Raw genomic sequence first — 16,035 nt, 5'->3', positions numbered from 1 at the left:
CGCTCTTACTTTGACAATGACTACAACGGGCTAATCGGTTATAGCTTACATCTAATATTAATGGTTGATATCCGCTCACTTTTACTATGGAAAATCCAGGTAAATTTAGGATAAGATTGTACTTCGGCACTTTAATCTCCTTTTGATCGCTAAATCAAGGACTTAGTTTATACTAACTCGATTAAAGTGCCCCCTTAATTGGTGTAGAGCCTAAAAACCGGGTTCTCTCCACTCACCTTTTTAATAGAATATCCAGGTAAATTTAGGATACAATCTTTCTTCGGCATTTTAATCTTCCTTTTGACCGTCAAATCAAAGGGTTAGTCTAGACTAACTCGATTAAAATGCCCCCTTTGTTGGGAGAGAGCCCCCTTGGGGGAGAGCCATAATTTTTAGGAAAAAAGCTTATGCCGATGATGCATAATATTCTTATTTATGCACTAACTTTATCGTTAGCCAAAATGGCAAATGCAGGCTTTTACGTTGGCTTTGGTCTTGGTCCAGACACGATAGATTTTAAACAATGGTCCCATGTGTCTCAGCCAGGAAAACTTGGTTTTGATGTAATCAATAAAACTCATTTATCTGGTTTTGGACTGTTTGGAACAGTTTTTGCGGGGTATCAATACCTGCATCATAAATTATATCTAGCGGCTGAGATAAATGGCACGCTTAGTTCGGTTGTTTCAGAAGTTTCCAATGATGAATTTAAAAACAACAATTTTACTTTATCGCGTTACAAAATAAGCGACAGTATTGGTATTAGTCTCATACCAGGTTATCAATTCTCTCAAAATACGCTGTTTTATGCGCGACTTGGCTATACCAATGCAAATGTACAACTTGTCACAAATGATACTTCGTTACAAAATTTATCTTATAGAGGTAATGGATTTCATACGGGATTTGGTGTTAAGCAGGATCTAACCCCAAAACTTTCAGTTCGGATGGAATACAATCGAACACAGTATAGCAGTACAAAAAGTCTTACATTTGATCCTGTAGGCGTGGTAACAAAGGAAGCGATACTCTCGCCTCGTCAGCAGTTAATTGAATTAAGCATGGTTTTCCACTTTGATTAGGGCTTGGAAATGGCTATTAAACGATTTGTAAAGAAGCACACTTTCAGTACTTTCAGCGTCAGGTCTTTCCTTTTTCCTTACTAGCAAAACTATCGAGCAAAATTAATCATTTAGGGTTATCTTTTTCAATGAGTCAACAGGGGTATCTTAGCTGCTATTGATGAGATTCTAACGAAGGGAAAGGGGTCAGGCACTTGCCTTTTTCTCCAAAAATTTATCAAATTTACACTTGATTCTTTTTCAGAAATTATTAAGATTCATCCCAACAGGGAAGCAGTAAGTCCGAGAATAATAATGGCAAGGCCTCTAAGGATTGAGTATCCTGGTGCGGTATATCATGTTACCTCACGCGGTGATCGCAAAGAAAACATCTATTTATCAGATAAAGACAAGCAAAACTTCCTAACTCTTTTAGACAAAGTATGCGAGAGGCACAGTTGGTATTGTCATGCTTATTGCCTAATGAGTAACCATTACCATTTGTTACTTGAAACACCAAATGCTAATTTGTCCAAAGGGATGCAATATCTTAATGGTGTGTATACCCAGCATTTTAATAAGATATACAATCACGTGGGGCATGTTTTTCAGGGCCGCTTTAAAGCAATTCTTGTTGAAAAGAACAGCTATTTATTGGAGTTAGCTCGATACATTGTGTTAAATCCTGTACGTGCAAATTTAGTATCTACTCCTAGTGAATGGAAATGGAGCAGTTATTTGGCTACTTGTGGGGAGGCTAAAATCCCGCCCTGGTTGACGGTTAGCTGGTTACAAGAATTTTTTAAAAACAGTGCCAGTGGGTCAATAGAAAAATATAAACAGTTCGTCAATGATGGGTTGAACGTTTCATCACCGTGGAAGAAGATAAAAAATCAAATTTATCTCGGATCGGATCGATTTGTAAGTGAAATGACACATAATATAAAACTGGATTTACATGCATTAGCTATAGAGACATCTAAGCCTGCGCCTATATCAATTTTATCTCAAATTGAAAAACAAGCTCTAAATAGGAACCAAGCAATCAGAATTGCTTATGAAACTGGCAAATTCACATTAAAAGAGCTTGGTGATTATTTCAATCTTCATGATTCAAGAATCAGCAAAATAGTTAAAACAGAAGCCAACAAAAGGCAAGTGTCTGATCCCTAATATTGCGATAATTCCTGGAAATGGCTTTAAGGGTCATATATATCTTAACTATTTCTTTGAAAAACAATATTATATCTTGTTGTTTTTAAGCGTAATGGATTCACTATGCTAAAGTCTCTTTTATCCATTGTTTTTGGGTTCTTTGTATATACCTGCACATTTGCACAAGGCAAACTCATTTTTGCAATTGATGTGGTACGTCATGGCGATAGAACACCAATCACTCCATCCGCAGGGATGGAGAAAATATGGCCACAAGGGATAGGGCAGTTGACACCAGAGGGCATGCGTCAGGAATATAATCTTGGAAAAGCATTGCGTCAACGATATGTTAATGAATATCACTTGTTACCTAAGCATTATAAAATAAATACAATGAATGTTCGCTCTTCCGGTATTGCAAGAACCTTGATGAGTGCCCAATCTATTTTATTTGGACTTTATCCATTAGGAACAGGACCCTTTTTGAATGATTCAACTAGGGCATTGCCGGAAGGATTTCAGCCTATCCCGATTAATACTGTGCCTCCTGATCAAGACAGCCTTTTGGTGCCAGACCATGACAAAAAATTGTCCAAGCGATTATTGGGAACTTATATTTTTAATAGTCAAGAGTGGATTCAAAAAGATCGGGTGCTCAAATCACACTATTCAGCATGGAGCAAAATGGTTGGTTTCCAAATAAACAATTTGTTTGACTTGATTTATGTAAGCGATCGCCTGTTTATCGAACGTTTATACAATATACCACTTCCTAATGGCTTATCGGAAAAGGACGCCGATACGATTACAGAGGCTGGTAAATGGGCTTGGCTTTATATTTACAATCACCCAACGTTGGCTTTAATTGCAGGAAATGAATTGGCACAAAAGATTAAGCGCGAAATAAATTTTGCAGCCAGTTGCCGTGAGTCATTAAAATATTTGTTATTTGTTGCACACGACTCAACTCTTGCTGCACAGCTTAAACTATTAGGTCAGACGATAGACGATATTCCGCCTTATGCCTCGCAGCTTAATTATTCATTATTCGATATGGGTTCTTCCACTTTTGAGGTCAGAGTAACCTATAATCAGAAGCCACTTCTTATCAAACAGTGTGATGGTGATTCTTGTTCTTTAAATGACTTTATTAATCTGATAGAGAAATTAAATAATGAAGCAAACACCATCTCTAAGAATGGAACATATCTCTAGTAGTACGCAAGCAGTCAGCTATAGTCTTATTTTGGGCATGAATCTATGAAGGTTTGTTCATTTTCTGCCAAAGTTTATAAACTTCAATACTCTCTGGAACAGTGTGATGAACCATCGGCATGTTACGTTCTTGCCAGGGTTTAGCAAATTCTCCATAGAAATTGTCGAGAGTAAAATATTTGCGATGATCCTCGTAATATTTTTTATATTCATCTCTCGTGGTGATAAAGGTGACTTTCAAAGGACTGCAATAATACATTGCTGCTAAACACATTGGACAAGGATGGGCTAAGATAAAAAACTCACAATCTGTTAAATGCTCCGAATTTAATTTTTTAGTTGCCTTGCGTATCGCAACAATTTCAGCGTGAGCAGTAGGATCTTTGGTTTGTGCAACTTGGTTTGTTCCCTCAGCAATGATTTTATTGTTTTTCGTAATAATACAAGCAAAAGGACGGCCTCCTTGTTTAACATTCTCTGTCGCCAATTCAATGGTTCGTTTGATGAAATCAGCCATGGTTGTTTCTTTGTTTAGATTTAAATCCATTTATTTCACAGATAGCCTATATTGTAAAATGTGAGCATGCCAATGAATATTATTGCCTAAATTTACAATCTAAAATAGAGATGAGGGTTGTAGCCTTTAGAAAAATAATAAGCTATTGGGTTCTGATAGGAACTTCAATTTGTTGCACCTAAAGGAATATATATGGATGATAAATAATCATGAGGAGAATAGAATGGAAACCTTGCATTTTTCAATTAATATTAATGCTTCCAAGGAAAGAGTTTGGAAAATCCTTTGGGAGGACAAAACCTTTACAGATTGGACGAGTGTTTTTGCTGAAGGCTCTTATGCGGTTAGTGATTGGAAAGAAGGAAGCAGGATTCAGTTTATTGATCCAAAAAGTAACAATGGCATGTCGAGCGTGATTGAGAAAAAAATCCCGAATGAGTTTATGTCTTTTAAGCATCTGGCCGAGATAATCAATGGAGAGGAACAACCTTCTAAAGAATGGGCCGGAGCCATAGAAGATTATACTCTCAAAGAAAATGACGGGGTTACTACCTTGACGGTTCGTCTAGATGCCTTGGAAGGATGGAAAAAAATGTTTGAGGATAAATTTCCAAAAGCATTGCAGAGGGTAAAAGAGCTGTCGGAAAACAGTTGATAGGGAAGCTATTTCGTGCCTGGAAAAGGCAAGTGTCTGACCCTAATACAAGGAATAAGAGGATGAGCCATGACAACACGTTTGATTTGGCAATTATTGGCGCGGGCTCTGGGGGGTTAAGTCTTGCTTCGGGTACAGCCCAATTGGGTCTCAAGGTTGCCCTCATTGAGGGGCATAAAATGGGCGGGGATTGTTTAAATTATGGGTGCGTGCCATCCAAAGCTTTATTGGCCGCGGCCAAATCCATCTACCAATGTTGGCATAAGGCACCAAAATTAGGATTAGTGTTTGAATCCAAATTCGTAGATTTTACCAAAGTGATGCAACATGTCCATTCAGTCATCAAAAACATTGAGCCGCATGACTCGGTCGAGCGCTTTGAATCATTGGGTGTGGCGGTATTTCAAGAACAAGGGCAATTTCTTGACGCAAACACGATTCAAGCGGGTAAACAAACCATCAAAGCCAGGAAGATTGTGATTGCCACCGGCTCTTCACCTTTTATCCCTCCCATTCAAGGGATTGATACTACAAAATACCTGACTAATGAAACCATTTTTGATTTAACCGTTCTGCCCAAACATTTAATCGTGATTGGTGGTGGCCCCATTGGTTGTGAGCTGGCGCAAGCCTTTGCTATGTTAGGCAGTAAAGTCACTCTCGTGGAAGTAATGAATATACTGCCCAAAGACGATAAAGATTGTGTGGAAGTTGTAAGACGATCGTTAAAGAATATGGGCATCGATATTCTGGAAGAAACAAGAGTCAATGAGGTTGTCCAGAAAGATGAATCCACGATTGATGTTAAAATAACAACGCCCTCAGAAGATCAAACCATTTCAGGCTCCCATCTTTTAGTGGCTACTGGAAGGCGCGCGAATGTAGAACGTCTAAACCTTGATACAGCCGGCGTTTCCTATACACCAAAGGGCATTACAGTGAACGTCCGATTGCAAACCAACCAAAAACACATTTTTGCCATTGGCGATGTAGTGGGCCCTTATCAATTTACCCATGTGGCCTCTTATCAAGCGGGAATTGTGCTGCGCAATATTGTCTTTAAGATTCCAGCCAAAGTGATCTACAATGCTGTCCCTTGGGTGACTTATACTTATCCAGAACTGGCTCATGTGGGGAACACCGAAAACAATCTCAAAGAGCGTTCGGATTTTACCATAACCGAATGGCGATTCAGTCAATCCGATAGAGCACAAGCAGAAGATGAAACCGCAGGCATTATTAAAGTGCTTGCCAACAAACAAGGTAAAATTGCAGGTGTAACCATTGTGGGTGCTCATGCCGGTGAACTTATCCTCCCTTGGGTCATGGCGCTTCGAGAAGGTAAAAATTTGCGTACTTTTACCGATTCCATCGTTCCTTACCCAACGTTGAGTGAGGTAAGCAAACAAGTGTCTGGTGAGTTTTACAGACCTAAACTGTTTTCTATGAAGGTTCGGATCCTTGTTTCATGGCTTCAGAAATTATGGTGGTGATCATGATTGAAACTTATATAAGAGCACCTTATCAACGCATTTTAGTCTATCCCATAGCAAGGGGGGTGCGGGATAGAATCTCCCCAAATCAATTGACACTCCTGTCAGGTTTATCCGGATTTTTGATACTGCCTTGTATGTATTTTGAAGCTCGGGTATTTGCGATCATTTTATTATTGCTTTCGGGATTCCTTGACACCCTGGATGGTACTCTGGCAAGGCTAACTCAGCATTCTTCTAATTGGGGAAGCGTGCTGGATATCACAACCGACCGCCTGGTGGAGTTTATTGTTATCTTAAGTCTATGGATGGTGGCACCTGAAACACGAAGTTTTGGGGTTATCATGATGTTGGGTAGTGTGTTGCTTTGTATTACCAGTTTTTTGGTTGTCGGTATTTTTACTACTAATGATTCGGAAAAAGGGTTTTATTATAGTCCTGGGATTATGGAGCGTGCAGAAGCGTTTGTATTTTTTATCGCTATGATTGTCTGGCCTGCTTATTTTTCGGTACTGGCCTTTTTATTTTCATTTCTGGTTTTATTGACGGCCGTTATACGGTTAAAAGAGTTTTATAAGGCACAATATGCCTATCTCACTTCAATGACCAGCAAAAAAGACAACCGGAATTGGTCTCATGATTAAAAATGGGATATTGGAATATTGGTCTATGTGTTTTATGGAGAAGCTAGAATGAGTATGTTAATCATTTTTAATCGCCCGCCTTATGATGGTTCAGATGTCACTTGGAATGGTCTAAGGCTTGCAGAGAAATTACATGAAAAATGTGAAGAGGTTCGAATTTTTTTGATGAATGATGCCGTGGATATGGCTCGAGACACGTGCAAACCGCCAGCAGGTTATGATCAAGATTTATCTGCCATTCTAAAATCCCTTATTGTGAAGGGTATTTCTGTCAAAGTTTGCGGTACTTGCATGACACGCTGCGGTATATACAAAAATCAGCCTTATTTCGCAGGAGCTGAAAAATCAACGATGGCAGAGTTGGCTGAATGGGTTACTAACAGCGATAAAATCGTTACATTTTGATACAATTGATTTCTGTCAATTAATTTGAAAGCCTGTAAACAGGTTATGGAACAGCTGGGTTGGTCGTGCGATGTTAAGCTACTCAGATAAATGACCGACGTCATCAAACTGACCTAGAGTGCGACTAAAGCGTTTTTCATCGTTTATCTGCCAATAGCGGCGCTGTGCTTTAAATGGCATAAGTAACAGGTTCATTATCTTATTATCTTCTAATTTTAAATAGGCAGGCACCCCTATTGTTATCGCTTGCTGGGGGATATTAAGTTTTATTGTTTGGTGTAGCCGATCCCAGAAGGAAAATACAACACTGTAATTTCCATTGGTTTCATCTCGATAGTTAGAATGATGAATACCATGCATTCTTGGCGTTACCATTATTTTATTAATGATTTGCTCAAAATGAATCGGTAATCTTACATTGCTATGATGAAAAAATGTACAAACCTGAAAAACAAACTCATAACAGAAAAATGTGATTGGATTAATGCCAATCAAACCCAGTTGGATGAATCTAAAGCCACTTGAATAGGCTATTTCCACACAATGGAATCGCATGGATGTTGTCACATCTAAATCGGGATCGGCATGATGTACGTTGTGAAAACGCCATAGCAGAGGAATTTTATGATTCAGACGATGCCAGTAATAAAATGTTAAGTCCATCAATAAAAAACCGGATACAAAGAGTAATAAATTATTAAAGGGAAGCAATGACAACAGCCCAAATTTATGGGTTTGTGTCAGGTTAATAGTAAATTCGCTGACAGGGCTAATCAATAAAGTTGTAAAAACATACACAAGGATTGTGAGGGAGAAATTAACTATCGTACGTGATAATAATGGACGCACATGTTTTCGTAGTGGCCATTTTTGCTCGATGATTAAAAGCGAGAAATAAAGTAAGGCCAGAATAGTAATTACAATATATTGCATATTTATAAAATGGCTTCCGAACATATAAATGGTTTCAGGTGGTTGTTTCATAACAATGCACTTCAAATGCTTTTAAGGCAAGAATTTCAAGGTTCGTTTGTCTAATTAGTTGATAGTGTGTGAGAAAAATGCGGCATCCATAAATTGCACCTCATTTACAGAGTACTGGCAGGAATGAGGATCATGATTGTGGTAAAGAAAGAGGCGAAATTCGCCAAGCGAGATGTTGATTGTTTTAATTGTAGTCTGCTATTACAATGAAATATCACACATGATTTCTAAGGAAAAATCCAATGAAAGCAATAGGTTATTATAATTCTCTCCCCATAGATGACGAGCAAGCCTTGATTGACTTGGATTTGCCTATGCCAGAAGCATCAGGTCATGATGTTCTTGTCACGGTGAAAGCTATTGCAATAAATCCCGTGGATACTAAGGTGAGGCGTCGTGTTCAGCCTGAGATGGGCAAGCCTAAGATCTTAGGATGGGATACTGCGGGTATTGTTGCAGAGGTGGGAGCAGATGTGACGTTGTTTAAGCCAGGTGATGAGGTGTGGTACGCCGGTGATCTAACAAGACCTGGGAGTAATAGTGAGTTTCATTTGGTTGATGAAAGAATCATCGCTAAAAAACCGAAATCATTAAATTTTCAAGAAGCCGCGGCATTGCCCTTAACCAGTTTAACGTCTTGGGAGCTTTTATTCGATCGATTAAAATGTTCTCCGACCGATAAGGGTATTTTATTAGTTACTGGAGCGGCAGGTGGTGTAGGTTCTATTCTAGTGCAATTGGCAAGGCAGTTAACAGATTTAACCATAATAGGCACAGCTTCACGGCCAGATTCAATGAAATGGATTCTCAATCATGGCGCACATCATGTTATTGATCATAGCAAGGACATGAAATCTCAATTGCAGGCTTTAGGTTATCCAGAAGTAGATTATATTATCAGCTTGACTCATACAGATGCTCATGCGAAAGCACTAGTAGATGTATTAAAACCTCAAGGTAAATTTGCACTTATTGATGATCCTGAGCATTTGGACATTAAGCTATTTAAACTTAAAAGCATTTCCATTCATTGGGAAATGATGTATACCCGCTCTATGTTTAAAACGCCTGATATGATTAAACAACACGAAATATTATCTCAAGTTGCAAGTTTGGTTGATGAAGGCAAAATAAAAACCACGATCACAGGATGCATGGGTGCTATCAATGCGACTCATTTAAAAAAGGCCCATGCTTTAATTGAAAGTGGCTTGGCACGAGGCAAGGTAGTGTTGAGCGGATTTTAAGCCAGCCTAAATTAAACAAAGTGTGACTCAGCCACTCGATTTAGAGTAGTTGAAGGTTATTTTGTAAACATGCCTAAAGTCAGCATTCGTATGTAAGATCGAGCCAGACAAATTCAGTTTAAGTGCCTCGAGATTTATTTATGGACCAAAGATAATTGGAATAGTGAGGCGGCACCAGGTGGTGGCAATACCAAGGCATGGCTTGAACGTGTTCATCAGAAGCTGGTGGATTCTGCGTGGATTGAAACTCTGCCAAGTGATTTTTAATACGTAGTCCTGGCAGCAAAGAATAGAGAAAGCTGAGCGCATGTGGATGGATTTTAATTCTGCTGTTCAAACAAGTACAAATAGTTACCATAGCCACGTGCGGCCATTTTATCTTTAGGAACAAATTCTAGCGCCGCTGAATTAATACAATAACGCAGCCCAGTTGGTTTTGGCCCATCTTTAAAGACATGACCTAAGTGCGAATCCGCATACTTTGAACGAACTTCCGTACGTGTCAGAAATAATAAATATCGTTCTTTATGGAAGGTGGTGTATTGCCCATCAATTGGCTTAGTAAAACTTGGCCAGCCTGTACCGGAAGAGTATTGATCTGTTGTACTAAACAAGGGTTCGCCGGACACAATATCCACATAGATTCCGGGTTGTTTATTATTCCAATATGGATTATCAAAGGCTTTTTCCGTTGCATTTTCTTGCGTCACTTGATATTGCAACGGTGTTAATTCTTGTAAACGTTTCGCCTTATCAAAGGTCGGCGCAGCTTGCCCAGACCAGGGAATAACCCAAAAAACCAATAATAAGATAATGCTATGATGTTTCATTTCCCCATACCTCGCGGATGCGGGCATCCCTGCCACATCGATAACGATAGTATTTATATCTTAGCGGATTTTTTTGATAATAGTTTTGATGGTAGGTTTCAGCGGGATAAAAATGAGTCGATGGACGGATTTCTGTATATACGACAGGAAATTTTTTCTTTATTTTTTCTAGAACAGAATAGGCAACTTGCTTTTGTTTCGCATTGAGGAAAAAAATCACCGAGCGATATTGGCGTCCTTGATCGCAAAATTGCTTGTTTTTCACGGTAGGGTCAATGTGGTGAAAATAATAATCAACGAGGGTTGCATAGCTCACTTGCTTGGGATCATATACAACCAGAACGGACTCCACATAATCCGTTTCGCCGGCAGAAACTTGCTCATAAGTGGGGTCCGCGATTTGTCCGCCATCGAAGCCAGACGTTGTGGAGATAACCCCTTTGACTTTATCAAAATCTGCTTCCATACACCAAAAACATCCTCCGGCAAAAATAGCTGTTTCCGGCTTGGCAAAACTTAATACAGGTAACCATAGGGTTATGCTTAAACAAAGCGTGGCCAATGTCGTGGAAAAGTCATTTTTTTTCTTTAATGGCCTGGTTAATAGGAAATTCATATTCTTCCTTGTACAGTGAATAAAGAATCTCTGAATGATTACATCAGGATAATATTAAATGATTATGCAAATCAAACGTTGGGGCTTATTGGTTTTGTTGCTGGCAGTACTTGGATTGTTTTTTTATTTTCGCTTATATCGTTATTTATCGTTTGAAAGCTTGAAAACTCATCGAACCATGCTGTTGGCATGGATGGAGAAAAACTTCGTGCAGGTTTTTATCACATTCATGGCTATTTATATTATTGCTGTCGCCATCTCAATTCCAGGTGCTACCATTTTAACAGTGACGAGTGGTTTTTTATTCGGTCCAGTTTTGGGTACACTTGCGGTTATCGTGAGTGCAACGATAGGCGCGTTTATTGTTTTTTTAGCGGTGGATTTAGCCCTTCGTGAGTGGATTGCTAATAAAACCAGTAAGTGGCTTAAGGTCATGGAGCAAGGGTTTCAAAAGAATGCATTTTCTTATTTGTTATTTTTACGTTTGATTCCTCTGTTTCCATTTTGGGTTCTTAATATTGTTCCGGCATTATTGGGGATATCTAAGCGGTCTTTTGTATTTGCGACATTCTTTGGCATCATCCCTGGAAGCATGGTGTATGCCATGGTGGGAAATGGTTTGGGCCAAGTGATTGATACACACAAAAAACCTGATTTTTCGCTTATTTTTGATCCTAAAATATTGTTCCCAATGTTAGCTTTGGCATTTTTATCACTTTTACCGATTTTATATAAACAGTTTAAGTATAAAAAATAGAGACATTGTTACTCCAATCATGGGTGTTTTAAGCAAGATGCTATAAAGGTTTCGATTGATTTGATTAACTGCAGTACTTGTTGAGGTACAATGGCATAAAGTTGTGCAAACCCATGAACCATACCTGAAAATTCTTCAAGTTGCACTTTGACGCCTGCGTCGTTTGCTTTTTTGGCAAAAGCAAGCCCTTCATCAACTAAGGGATCATGTTCCGCTAAAGCAATATAGAGCTGAGGAAAGCGTTCTAAGTGTTCAAAGAATAAAGGGGAGGCTTTTAAGCGGTCTCCACCATGTGCAAAATAATGATCAAAAAACCAACGAATTCGCTCTTCTGTTAACAAATATTTTTTCCCTTTGTGTTGAATAGAGTTTGATTGCATGGTGAAATCAACGGAAGGATAAATTAAACCGAGTCCTCTGATGGCTTGTCTTTCTTGTTGTTCAAGCAAATAGGTGGCGGTAAGCGCCAAATTTCCTCCGGCGCTATCCCCTATTAAAAAGAACTGGCTTAAATCTGCTTGTATGCCGTTTAAAATCGATGTGCGTTTTATAACGGCATTGATGCAATCATAAATTCCGGCAGGATAGGGAAATTCTGGGGCTAATCGATAACCAATGGACATTAATACGCATTGACAAGCATCTGCCAATTTACGACATAAGGCATCATAGCTCTCCAGGCTGCCAGTCACATGTCCGCCACCATGCAAGTATAGGATTACAGGTAACTCATCTTCAGGTTTGGGATGATAAATGCGAATGGGGATGCTCATGTTTTCAACTGAGAAAGAGCGTTCAGTCGTAAAAGGTAATTTTAACTTGGGGATGGCAAATGCTTCAGACACTTTTTCAGTGCGTTCTCGAGCCTCTTTAGGTGTTTCAGGCATTTTAAGTGTATTGGCAAAGTCTAAAAAGGATTGAAGTCTCTCAGGAATATTTGATTTCATTGGTTCATTCTAGGATGAAATGCGCTTTATGACTATTTTTAAATGATAGAACAATTCTAAAAGATTGGGTAAGCAGTACTTATGGCCTTGATTTAAGTAGCCATGAGTTCGATGAATAGAGAAAGCGACTAAGGTGCTTATTTTGTCTTGTTATTTAGAAACATATTTTGTAGGATGAATTCTGTATTTAATTATAAGTCAAGGGATGATGTTATGGATTTTACCAGAGTATTTGGACAAGGTCTGGATAGGTTGAGTATGTTAAGGACACGCTGCAGTTTTCTTGGCTTGTCGCTGGCGTGCATGACGTTGCCTTCTATGGCCGGCAGCATGGGTGATGTGGATGTTCCAGTATCTCACCCCTGGTCGGTGACGGGCAGTCTTGGTTATACAGTGTATGAAGACATGTACCGAGACGATGGTCAAACGGCTCTGGGTCGCTTTGCCATTGGGCGTGATGTATACACTGGTAATTCCCTGACTTGGGGATTTGAAGTTGGTGTGCAAAGCGGTAACACCATGCGTTATTTTCCCTCGTTTGAGGCTATTGATGCGCTTGGCGGACTTCCAATCCAAACGACGGTAAAACCCATGTTTGATGCGCTGGTGACTTTGAAAACGGCTTCTTTCGGCACAACCCCCATTTTTGCCCAACTCAAAGGCGGGATTGCTTATCGCCACTGGCAGTTTAATGACCGCGACAGCATTAACGATAAATCGCAAATTGCCGGTGAAGTGCAGGCGGGTTTGGGCTGTTCCATCAGTGAGCGGGCAAGCTTGAGTTTGTCTTACCAAGGTATTTTTGGCAGCAATCCTGATTTTCGCTTCAATGCCGATAGTGCTACCGGTCGAGTGTCTAATATCCCTGTACAAAATGGTGTATTGCTTGGTTTAACCGTTACCGTATAACGTTTGTATAAGGGATTTCCCATGACTAAGACACAATGCATTGTTACTCTTTTTTTAGCCAACGCTTTGATAGGTGCAGGCTATACTGCTAATCCGGCAACCAAGGAATACGTGGATCAGAAAGTACAGGAGCTGCAATCAAGAATTGCAGCCATTCCTGCCGGACCGCCAGGCCCTCCAGGCCCGCAAGGTGAACCGGGAGGTGTTTTAGGTGTAGGTGCCCCCATCGCGGTAGGTGATCAAGCTATGGGTGGTGTGGTCTTCTGGGTTGACGATACCGGCCAGCATGGATTGATTGCGGCTGTGGCAGATAATAACAACGCTGCTGGTGTAAACTGGAGAAATACTGTCAACAAGCTTACTGGAACAGCTGGTAGTGACGGTATCTTTGCAGGCATAAAAAATAATGCGCAAATTATGGCAATTCAAATACCGGATGGAAACAATAATTTCGCCGCAAAAGTTTGTGCGAACTATCGGGTACAAGATGATGGTGTTACACCTTGCCCTGCCCCAGGTGCTGTCGGTGCCACTGCCGGCGATACCTGTTACGCTGACTGGTATTTACCTTCCATATTTGAGCTTAAGCAGCTGTTTTTGCAAAGAGGTACAGTTGGCGGGTTTGATGCGGTTGTCTACTGGAGCTCTACGGAGGTCGATTCGGACAATGCGTACAGCGCGAGCTTTGCGCTTGCTCAGGCCACTCCGAACGCTCGTGGTAAGGGAAACTCTCTCCGGGTTAGGTGTATCCGGCCTTTTTAATTTTCTTCCCCTGGTTTCGCGATGCTGAAGGAATCCATTTTGAAGCGTGAACGATTCACGCTTCCTTGAATTTTATCTACGTTAGCAAGCGATCCTATTTTCACACGTCAATGTACTGAGAGGCGTGTTAATCCATTTCTTTAAGCCGTTATATTGAATTTATTAAGTCGGAAATAGTATACCGCTCATTTTCTAAAAATTTTGCAATAATTTTATTAAAGTCGATGGCTATTTGATCTTTACAATCTTTTGTTAATGGCCCATTAATGGAAATGAGATAATCGCCTGTCTGATTTCTTGAAAATAAAATCCATAAGGATCGATTGCTTATGGGTCGATCTTCGCTATTATAATGACTTGGATACTGATAATTAAGATTTGCAAAATTCATATCAGGAATTATTTTACTAAAAAAAGAAGGAGTAATATTAATAAGTACTCTTAACCTCTCAGGTTTTTTAAGGGGTATATTTAACTTAAATAATCGATTGAGTTTATATTTGATCGAAGTATTATGAGTAATTGCTTGAGCCCAACTTAAATACTTTAGCAAATAATCAATAAGGATTGAATGTAACTTACTTTTTTCAAAATCTCTCTTGAGGAAGAATTTATTCCATATATAGTGCAAATAATGACTAATTATTAACCCAGCACCTTTAAACTCATTGTTTTTAATGATATGAGAACATTTCTGGTAGGGCGCTGTGATTAGCTGTTGCTGTTCAATGGATTTAATAAAATCAAAGAAGTTATCTTTCTCATTTAAAGTAAGATTTATTCTTTTATATTCTATGAACACTCCTACGATGGAATTATACTGACTTCCTTCTCGGCCATTATGAATGAGAACAAACGGTATCTTCTTTTGATGACTAAGTTTATAAAGAGCAATATGACATGCAGCCATCAAACCGATGCTCACATTAATATTTTTTTCTTGGTGCCACTCTTTAAATGTTTCAATAAGTTGAGCATCCATAGGATAATGAAATAAATACTTCTCCTGATCGCCTGTATCAGACATATAATATTCATGTCTCAGTGACAACGTTTTAAAACCTTGATTATAGTTGTGCCAAAAATTAACTTTATCTTTTAGATTGGTTTCATAAAGATGATTATTTTTTTTAACATAGTTAAGAAATGAATCTTTTTCTGGTTCTTGAATCAGGCCTTTGCCATGAAAAAGAGTTTCATAGCATTTTTTGAATTGGCTAAATACAATACCGCATGAAGTCCCATCCACGATGATATGAGGCATCACAATATGCAACTCATGCAACTCACTGTTTATCTTATAAAGATATACCCTAATCAAAGGTGGTTTTGTTAATGGAATAGTGCTCATCATATTGTTTTGAAATTCCCGGTGGAGCACCATTTGTTCGTTACTTAACGAAATGTCTTGATAGATTAATTCAAATTGCCCCTGTTTCTTCAATGCTTGAATTGGCACATCTTTGTTAAAACTCAACCAAAAAACATTATTTTGTTTCACAACACAATCAAATGCCTGAAATACATATTCTTTATTAAGTTTGCCTTGTATCCGTAACTGCGTGCCAACATTATAAGGATAATCCATTTTATTGAGCACCCAAAATACGTATTGAAAATCACATAAAGCCATTTCTTCATTGGATGGATGTTCAAGAGTCAGCGGCTCACGTATTTTCTCGAAGACTGGTTGTAATTCATTGGCAATATTTTTTGCGATTTTGTCGATTCTTGGTTCATTAATAAAATATTCGATGGGCAGGCTAAGCGCAGGACAGCACAATTTATCATGAATTCGGTTTCTAAGTTCCAACGCCGTCAGGGAATCCATTCCCAGG

The 16,035-nt window shown here is 39.2% G+C and carries 17 protein-coding genes and 1 pseudogene; 11 read left to right on the top strand and 7 right to left on the bottom strand.

Annotated elements, in window-relative coordinates:
- Positions 1-130: pseudogene (locus tag E1O52_RS13520) on the bottom strand (ISL3 family transposase); the annotation flags it as partial.
- Between the two features lie 283 nt (positions 131-413).
- Here E1O52_RS13520 and E1O52_RS12830 point away from each other — a divergent pair.
- From E1O52_RS12830 to E1O52_RS12820, 3 genes are all read left to right on the top strand, one after another.
- Positions 414-1,082, top strand: a complete 669-nt coding sequence (locus tag E1O52_RS12830; protein ID WP_165474833.1) for an outer membrane protein — start codon at positions 414-416, stop codon at positions 1,080-1,082.
- 294 nt (positions 1,083-1,376) lie between these two features.
- Positions 1,377-2,234 carry a transposase gene (locus tag E1O52_RS12825; RefSeq protein WP_133129037.1) on the top strand — a complete coding sequence of 286 codons (858 nt, stop codon included), beginning with the start codon at positions 1,377-1,379 and terminating at the stop codon, positions 2,232-2,234.
- 105 nt (positions 2,235-2,339) lie between these two features.
- A complete protein-coding gene (locus E1O52_RS12820) occupies positions 2,340-3,431 on the top strand; it encodes a histidine phosphatase family protein (RefSeq protein WP_133129036.1) in 1,092 nt (363 codons plus the stop codon).
- A gap of 43 nt (positions 3,432-3,474) precedes the next feature.
- Here the strand turns inward: E1O52_RS12820 and E1O52_RS12815 are convergent, their stop codons facing one another.
- Entirely contained in the window at positions 3,475-3,948 is a 474-nt protein-coding gene (locus E1O52_RS12815; RefSeq protein ID WP_133129035.1) for a nucleoside deaminase, read from the bottom strand.
- Positions 3,949-4,171: 223 nt separating this feature from the next.
- Between E1O52_RS12815 and E1O52_RS12810 the strand changes: the two genes are divergently transcribed.
- From E1O52_RS12810 to E1O52_RS12795, 4 genes are all read left to right on the top strand, one after another.
- Positions 4,172-4,603: an SRPBCC domain-containing protein gene (locus tag E1O52_RS12810; RefSeq protein ID WP_133129034.1), complete on the top strand. Its 432-nt coding sequence runs from the start codon at positions 4,172-4,174 to the stop codon at positions 4,601-4,603.
- A 62-nt stretch (positions 4,604-4,665) separates the two neighbouring features.
- Positions 4,666-6,096, top strand: coding sequence for a dihydrolipoyl dehydrogenase family protein (locus tag E1O52_RS12805; protein ID WP_133129033.1), 1,431 nt, complete (start codon positions 4,666-4,668; stop codon positions 6,094-6,096).
- A complete protein-coding gene (locus tag E1O52_RS12800; protein ID WP_242602259.1) occupies positions 6,072-6,740 on the top strand; it encodes a CDP-alcohol phosphatidyltransferase family protein in 669 nt (222 codons plus the stop codon). The genes E1O52_RS12805 and E1O52_RS12800 overlap by 25 nt, the downstream gene beginning before the upstream one ends.
- A gap of 48 nt (positions 6,741-6,788) precedes the next feature.
- The gene (locus E1O52_RS12795; protein ID WP_133129032.1) at positions 6,789-7,145 is read left to right on the top strand and encodes a DsrE/DsrF/TusD sulfur relay family protein; all 357 of its coding nucleotides are present in this window, start codon (positions 6,789-6,791) and stop codon (positions 7,143-7,145) included.
- 78 nt (positions 7,146-7,223) lie between these two features.
- Here E1O52_RS12795 and E1O52_RS12790 read toward each other — a convergent pair whose 3' ends face one another.
- The gene (locus E1O52_RS12790) at positions 7,224-8,129 is read right to left on the bottom strand and encodes a sterol desaturase family protein (protein WP_242602258.1); all 906 of its coding nucleotides are present in this window, start codon (positions 8,127-8,129) and stop codon (positions 7,224-7,226) included.
- Positions 8,130-8,371: 242 nt separating this feature from the next.
- Between E1O52_RS12790 and E1O52_RS12785 the strand changes: the two genes are divergently transcribed.
- Positions 8,372-9,376: a zinc-binding alcohol dehydrogenase family protein gene (locus E1O52_RS12785; RefSeq protein WP_133129031.1), complete on the top strand. Its 1,005-nt coding sequence runs from the start codon at positions 8,372-8,374 to the stop codon at positions 9,374-9,376.
- Positions 9,377-9,696: 320 nt separating this feature from the next.
- Here E1O52_RS12785 and msrB read toward each other — a convergent pair whose 3' ends face one another.
- Complete coding sequence (gene msrB, locus E1O52_RS12780; RefSeq protein ID WP_133129030.1) at positions 9,697-10,206, bottom strand: peptide-methionine (R)-S-oxide reductase MsrB; 510 nt, start codon at positions 10,204-10,206, stop codon at positions 9,697-9,699.
- Complete coding sequence (gene msrA / locus E1O52_RS12775) at positions 10,193-10,822, bottom strand: peptide-methionine (S)-S-oxide reductase MsrA (protein WP_133129029.1); 630 nt, start codon at positions 10,820-10,822, stop codon at positions 10,193-10,195. Before msrA ends, msrB begins: the two co-directional genes overlap by 14 nt.
- Positions 10,823-10,880: 58 nt before the next feature.
- On the opposite strand from msrA, the gene E1O52_RS12770 reads away from it, so the two are divergent.
- Entirely contained in the window at positions 10,881-11,579 is a 699-nt protein-coding gene (locus tag E1O52_RS12770) for a TVP38/TMEM64 family protein (protein WP_242602257.1), read from the top strand.
- Between the two features lie 17 nt (positions 11,580-11,596).
- Here the strand turns inward: E1O52_RS12770 and E1O52_RS12765 are convergent, their stop codons facing one another.
- A complete protein-coding gene (locus E1O52_RS12765; protein WP_133129028.1) occupies positions 11,597-12,526 on the bottom strand; it encodes an alpha/beta hydrolase in 930 nt (309 codons plus the stop codon).
- A gap of 213 nt (positions 12,527-12,739) precedes the next feature.
- Between E1O52_RS12765 and E1O52_RS12760 the strand changes: the two genes are divergently transcribed.
- Together E1O52_RS12760 and E1O52_RS12755 are read left to right on the top strand one after the other, a co-directional pair.
- On the top strand, positions 12,740-13,435 hold the full coding sequence (locus tag E1O52_RS12760) for a hypothetical protein (RefSeq protein WP_133129027.1): 696 nt from the start codon (positions 12,740-12,742) through the stop codon (positions 13,433-13,435).
- A 21-nt stretch (positions 13,436-13,456) separates the two neighbouring features.
- Complete coding sequence (locus E1O52_RS12755) at positions 13,457-14,197, top strand: Lcl C-terminal domain-containing protein (protein WP_133129026.1); 741 nt, start codon at positions 13,457-13,459, stop codon at positions 14,195-14,197.
- A gap of 148 nt (positions 14,198-14,345) precedes the next feature.
- Here the strand turns inward: E1O52_RS12755 and E1O52_RS12750 are convergent.
- Positions 14,346-16,035 (bottom strand): condensation domain-containing protein (locus E1O52_RS12750; RefSeq protein ID WP_242602256.1); only part of this gene is annotated, 1,690 nt, incomplete at its 5' end.

The organism is Legionella nagasakiensis (assembly GCF_900639915.1).
GTDB classification, from domain to species: domain Bacteria; phylum Pseudomonadota; class Gammaproteobacteria; order Legionellales; family Legionellaceae; genus Legionella_A; species Legionella_A nagasakiensis.
This window is presented reverse-complemented; position numbering and strand designations above follow the sequence as displayed.

Excerpts from the sequence above, each read along its gene's own strand:
- E1O52_RS12830 (WP_165474833.1), top strand. The coding sequence starts at position 414 with ATGATGCATAATATTCTTATTTATGCACTAACTTTATCGTTAGCCAAA.
- E1O52_RS12825 (WP_133129037.1), top strand. The coding sequence starts at position 1,377 with ATGGCAAGGCCTCTAAGGATTGAGTATCCTGGTGCGGTATATCATGTT.
- E1O52_RS12820 (WP_133129036.1), top strand. The coding sequence starts at position 2,340 with ATGCTAAAGTCTCTTTTATCCATTGTTTTTGGGTTCTTTGTATATACC.
- E1O52_RS12815 (WP_133129035.1), bottom strand. The coding sequence starts at position 3,948 with ATGGCTGATTTCATCAAACGAACCATTGAATTGGCGACAGAGAATGTT.
- E1O52_RS12810 (WP_133129034.1), top strand. The coding sequence starts at position 4,172 with ATGGAAACCTTGCATTTTTCAATTAATATTAATGCTTCCAAGGAAAGA.
- E1O52_RS12805 (WP_133129033.1), top strand. The coding sequence starts at position 4,666 with ATGAGCCATGACAACACGTTTGATTTGGCAATTATTGGCGCGGGCTCT.
- E1O52_RS12800 (WP_242602259.1), top strand. The coding sequence starts at position 6,072 with ATGGCTTCAGAAATTATGGTGGTGATCATGATTGAAACTTATATAAGA.
- E1O52_RS12795 (WP_133129032.1), top strand. The coding sequence starts at position 6,789 with ATGAGTATGTTAATCATTTTTAATCGCCCGCCTTATGATGGTTCAGAT.
- E1O52_RS12790 (WP_242602258.1), bottom strand. The coding sequence starts at position 8,129 with ATGAAACAACCACCTGAAACCATTTATATGTTCGGAAGCCATTTTATA.
- E1O52_RS12785 (WP_133129031.1), top strand. The coding sequence starts at position 8,372 with ATGAAAGCAATAGGTTATTATAATTCTCTCCCCATAGATGACGAGCAA.
- msrB (WP_133129030.1), bottom strand. The coding sequence starts at position 10,206 with ATGAAACATCATAGCATTATCTTATTATTGGTTTTTTGGGTTATTCCC.
- msrA (WP_133129029.1), bottom strand. The coding sequence starts at position 10,822 with ATGAATTTCCTATTAACCAGGCCATTAAAGAAAAAAAATGACTTTTCC.
- E1O52_RS12770 (WP_242602257.1), top strand. The coding sequence starts at position 10,881 with ATGATTATGCAAATCAAACGTTGGGGCTTATTGGTTTTGTTGCTGGCA.
- E1O52_RS12765 (WP_133129028.1), bottom strand. The coding sequence starts at position 12,526 with ATGAAATCAAATATTCCTGAGAGACTTCAATCCTTTTTAGACTTTGCC.
- E1O52_RS12760 (WP_133129027.1), top strand. The coding sequence starts at position 12,740 with ATGGATTTTACCAGAGTATTTGGACAAGGTCTGGATAGGTTGAGTATG.
- E1O52_RS12755 (WP_133129026.1), top strand. The coding sequence starts at position 13,457 with ATGACTAAGACACAATGCATTGTTACTCTTTTTTTAGCCAACGCTTTG.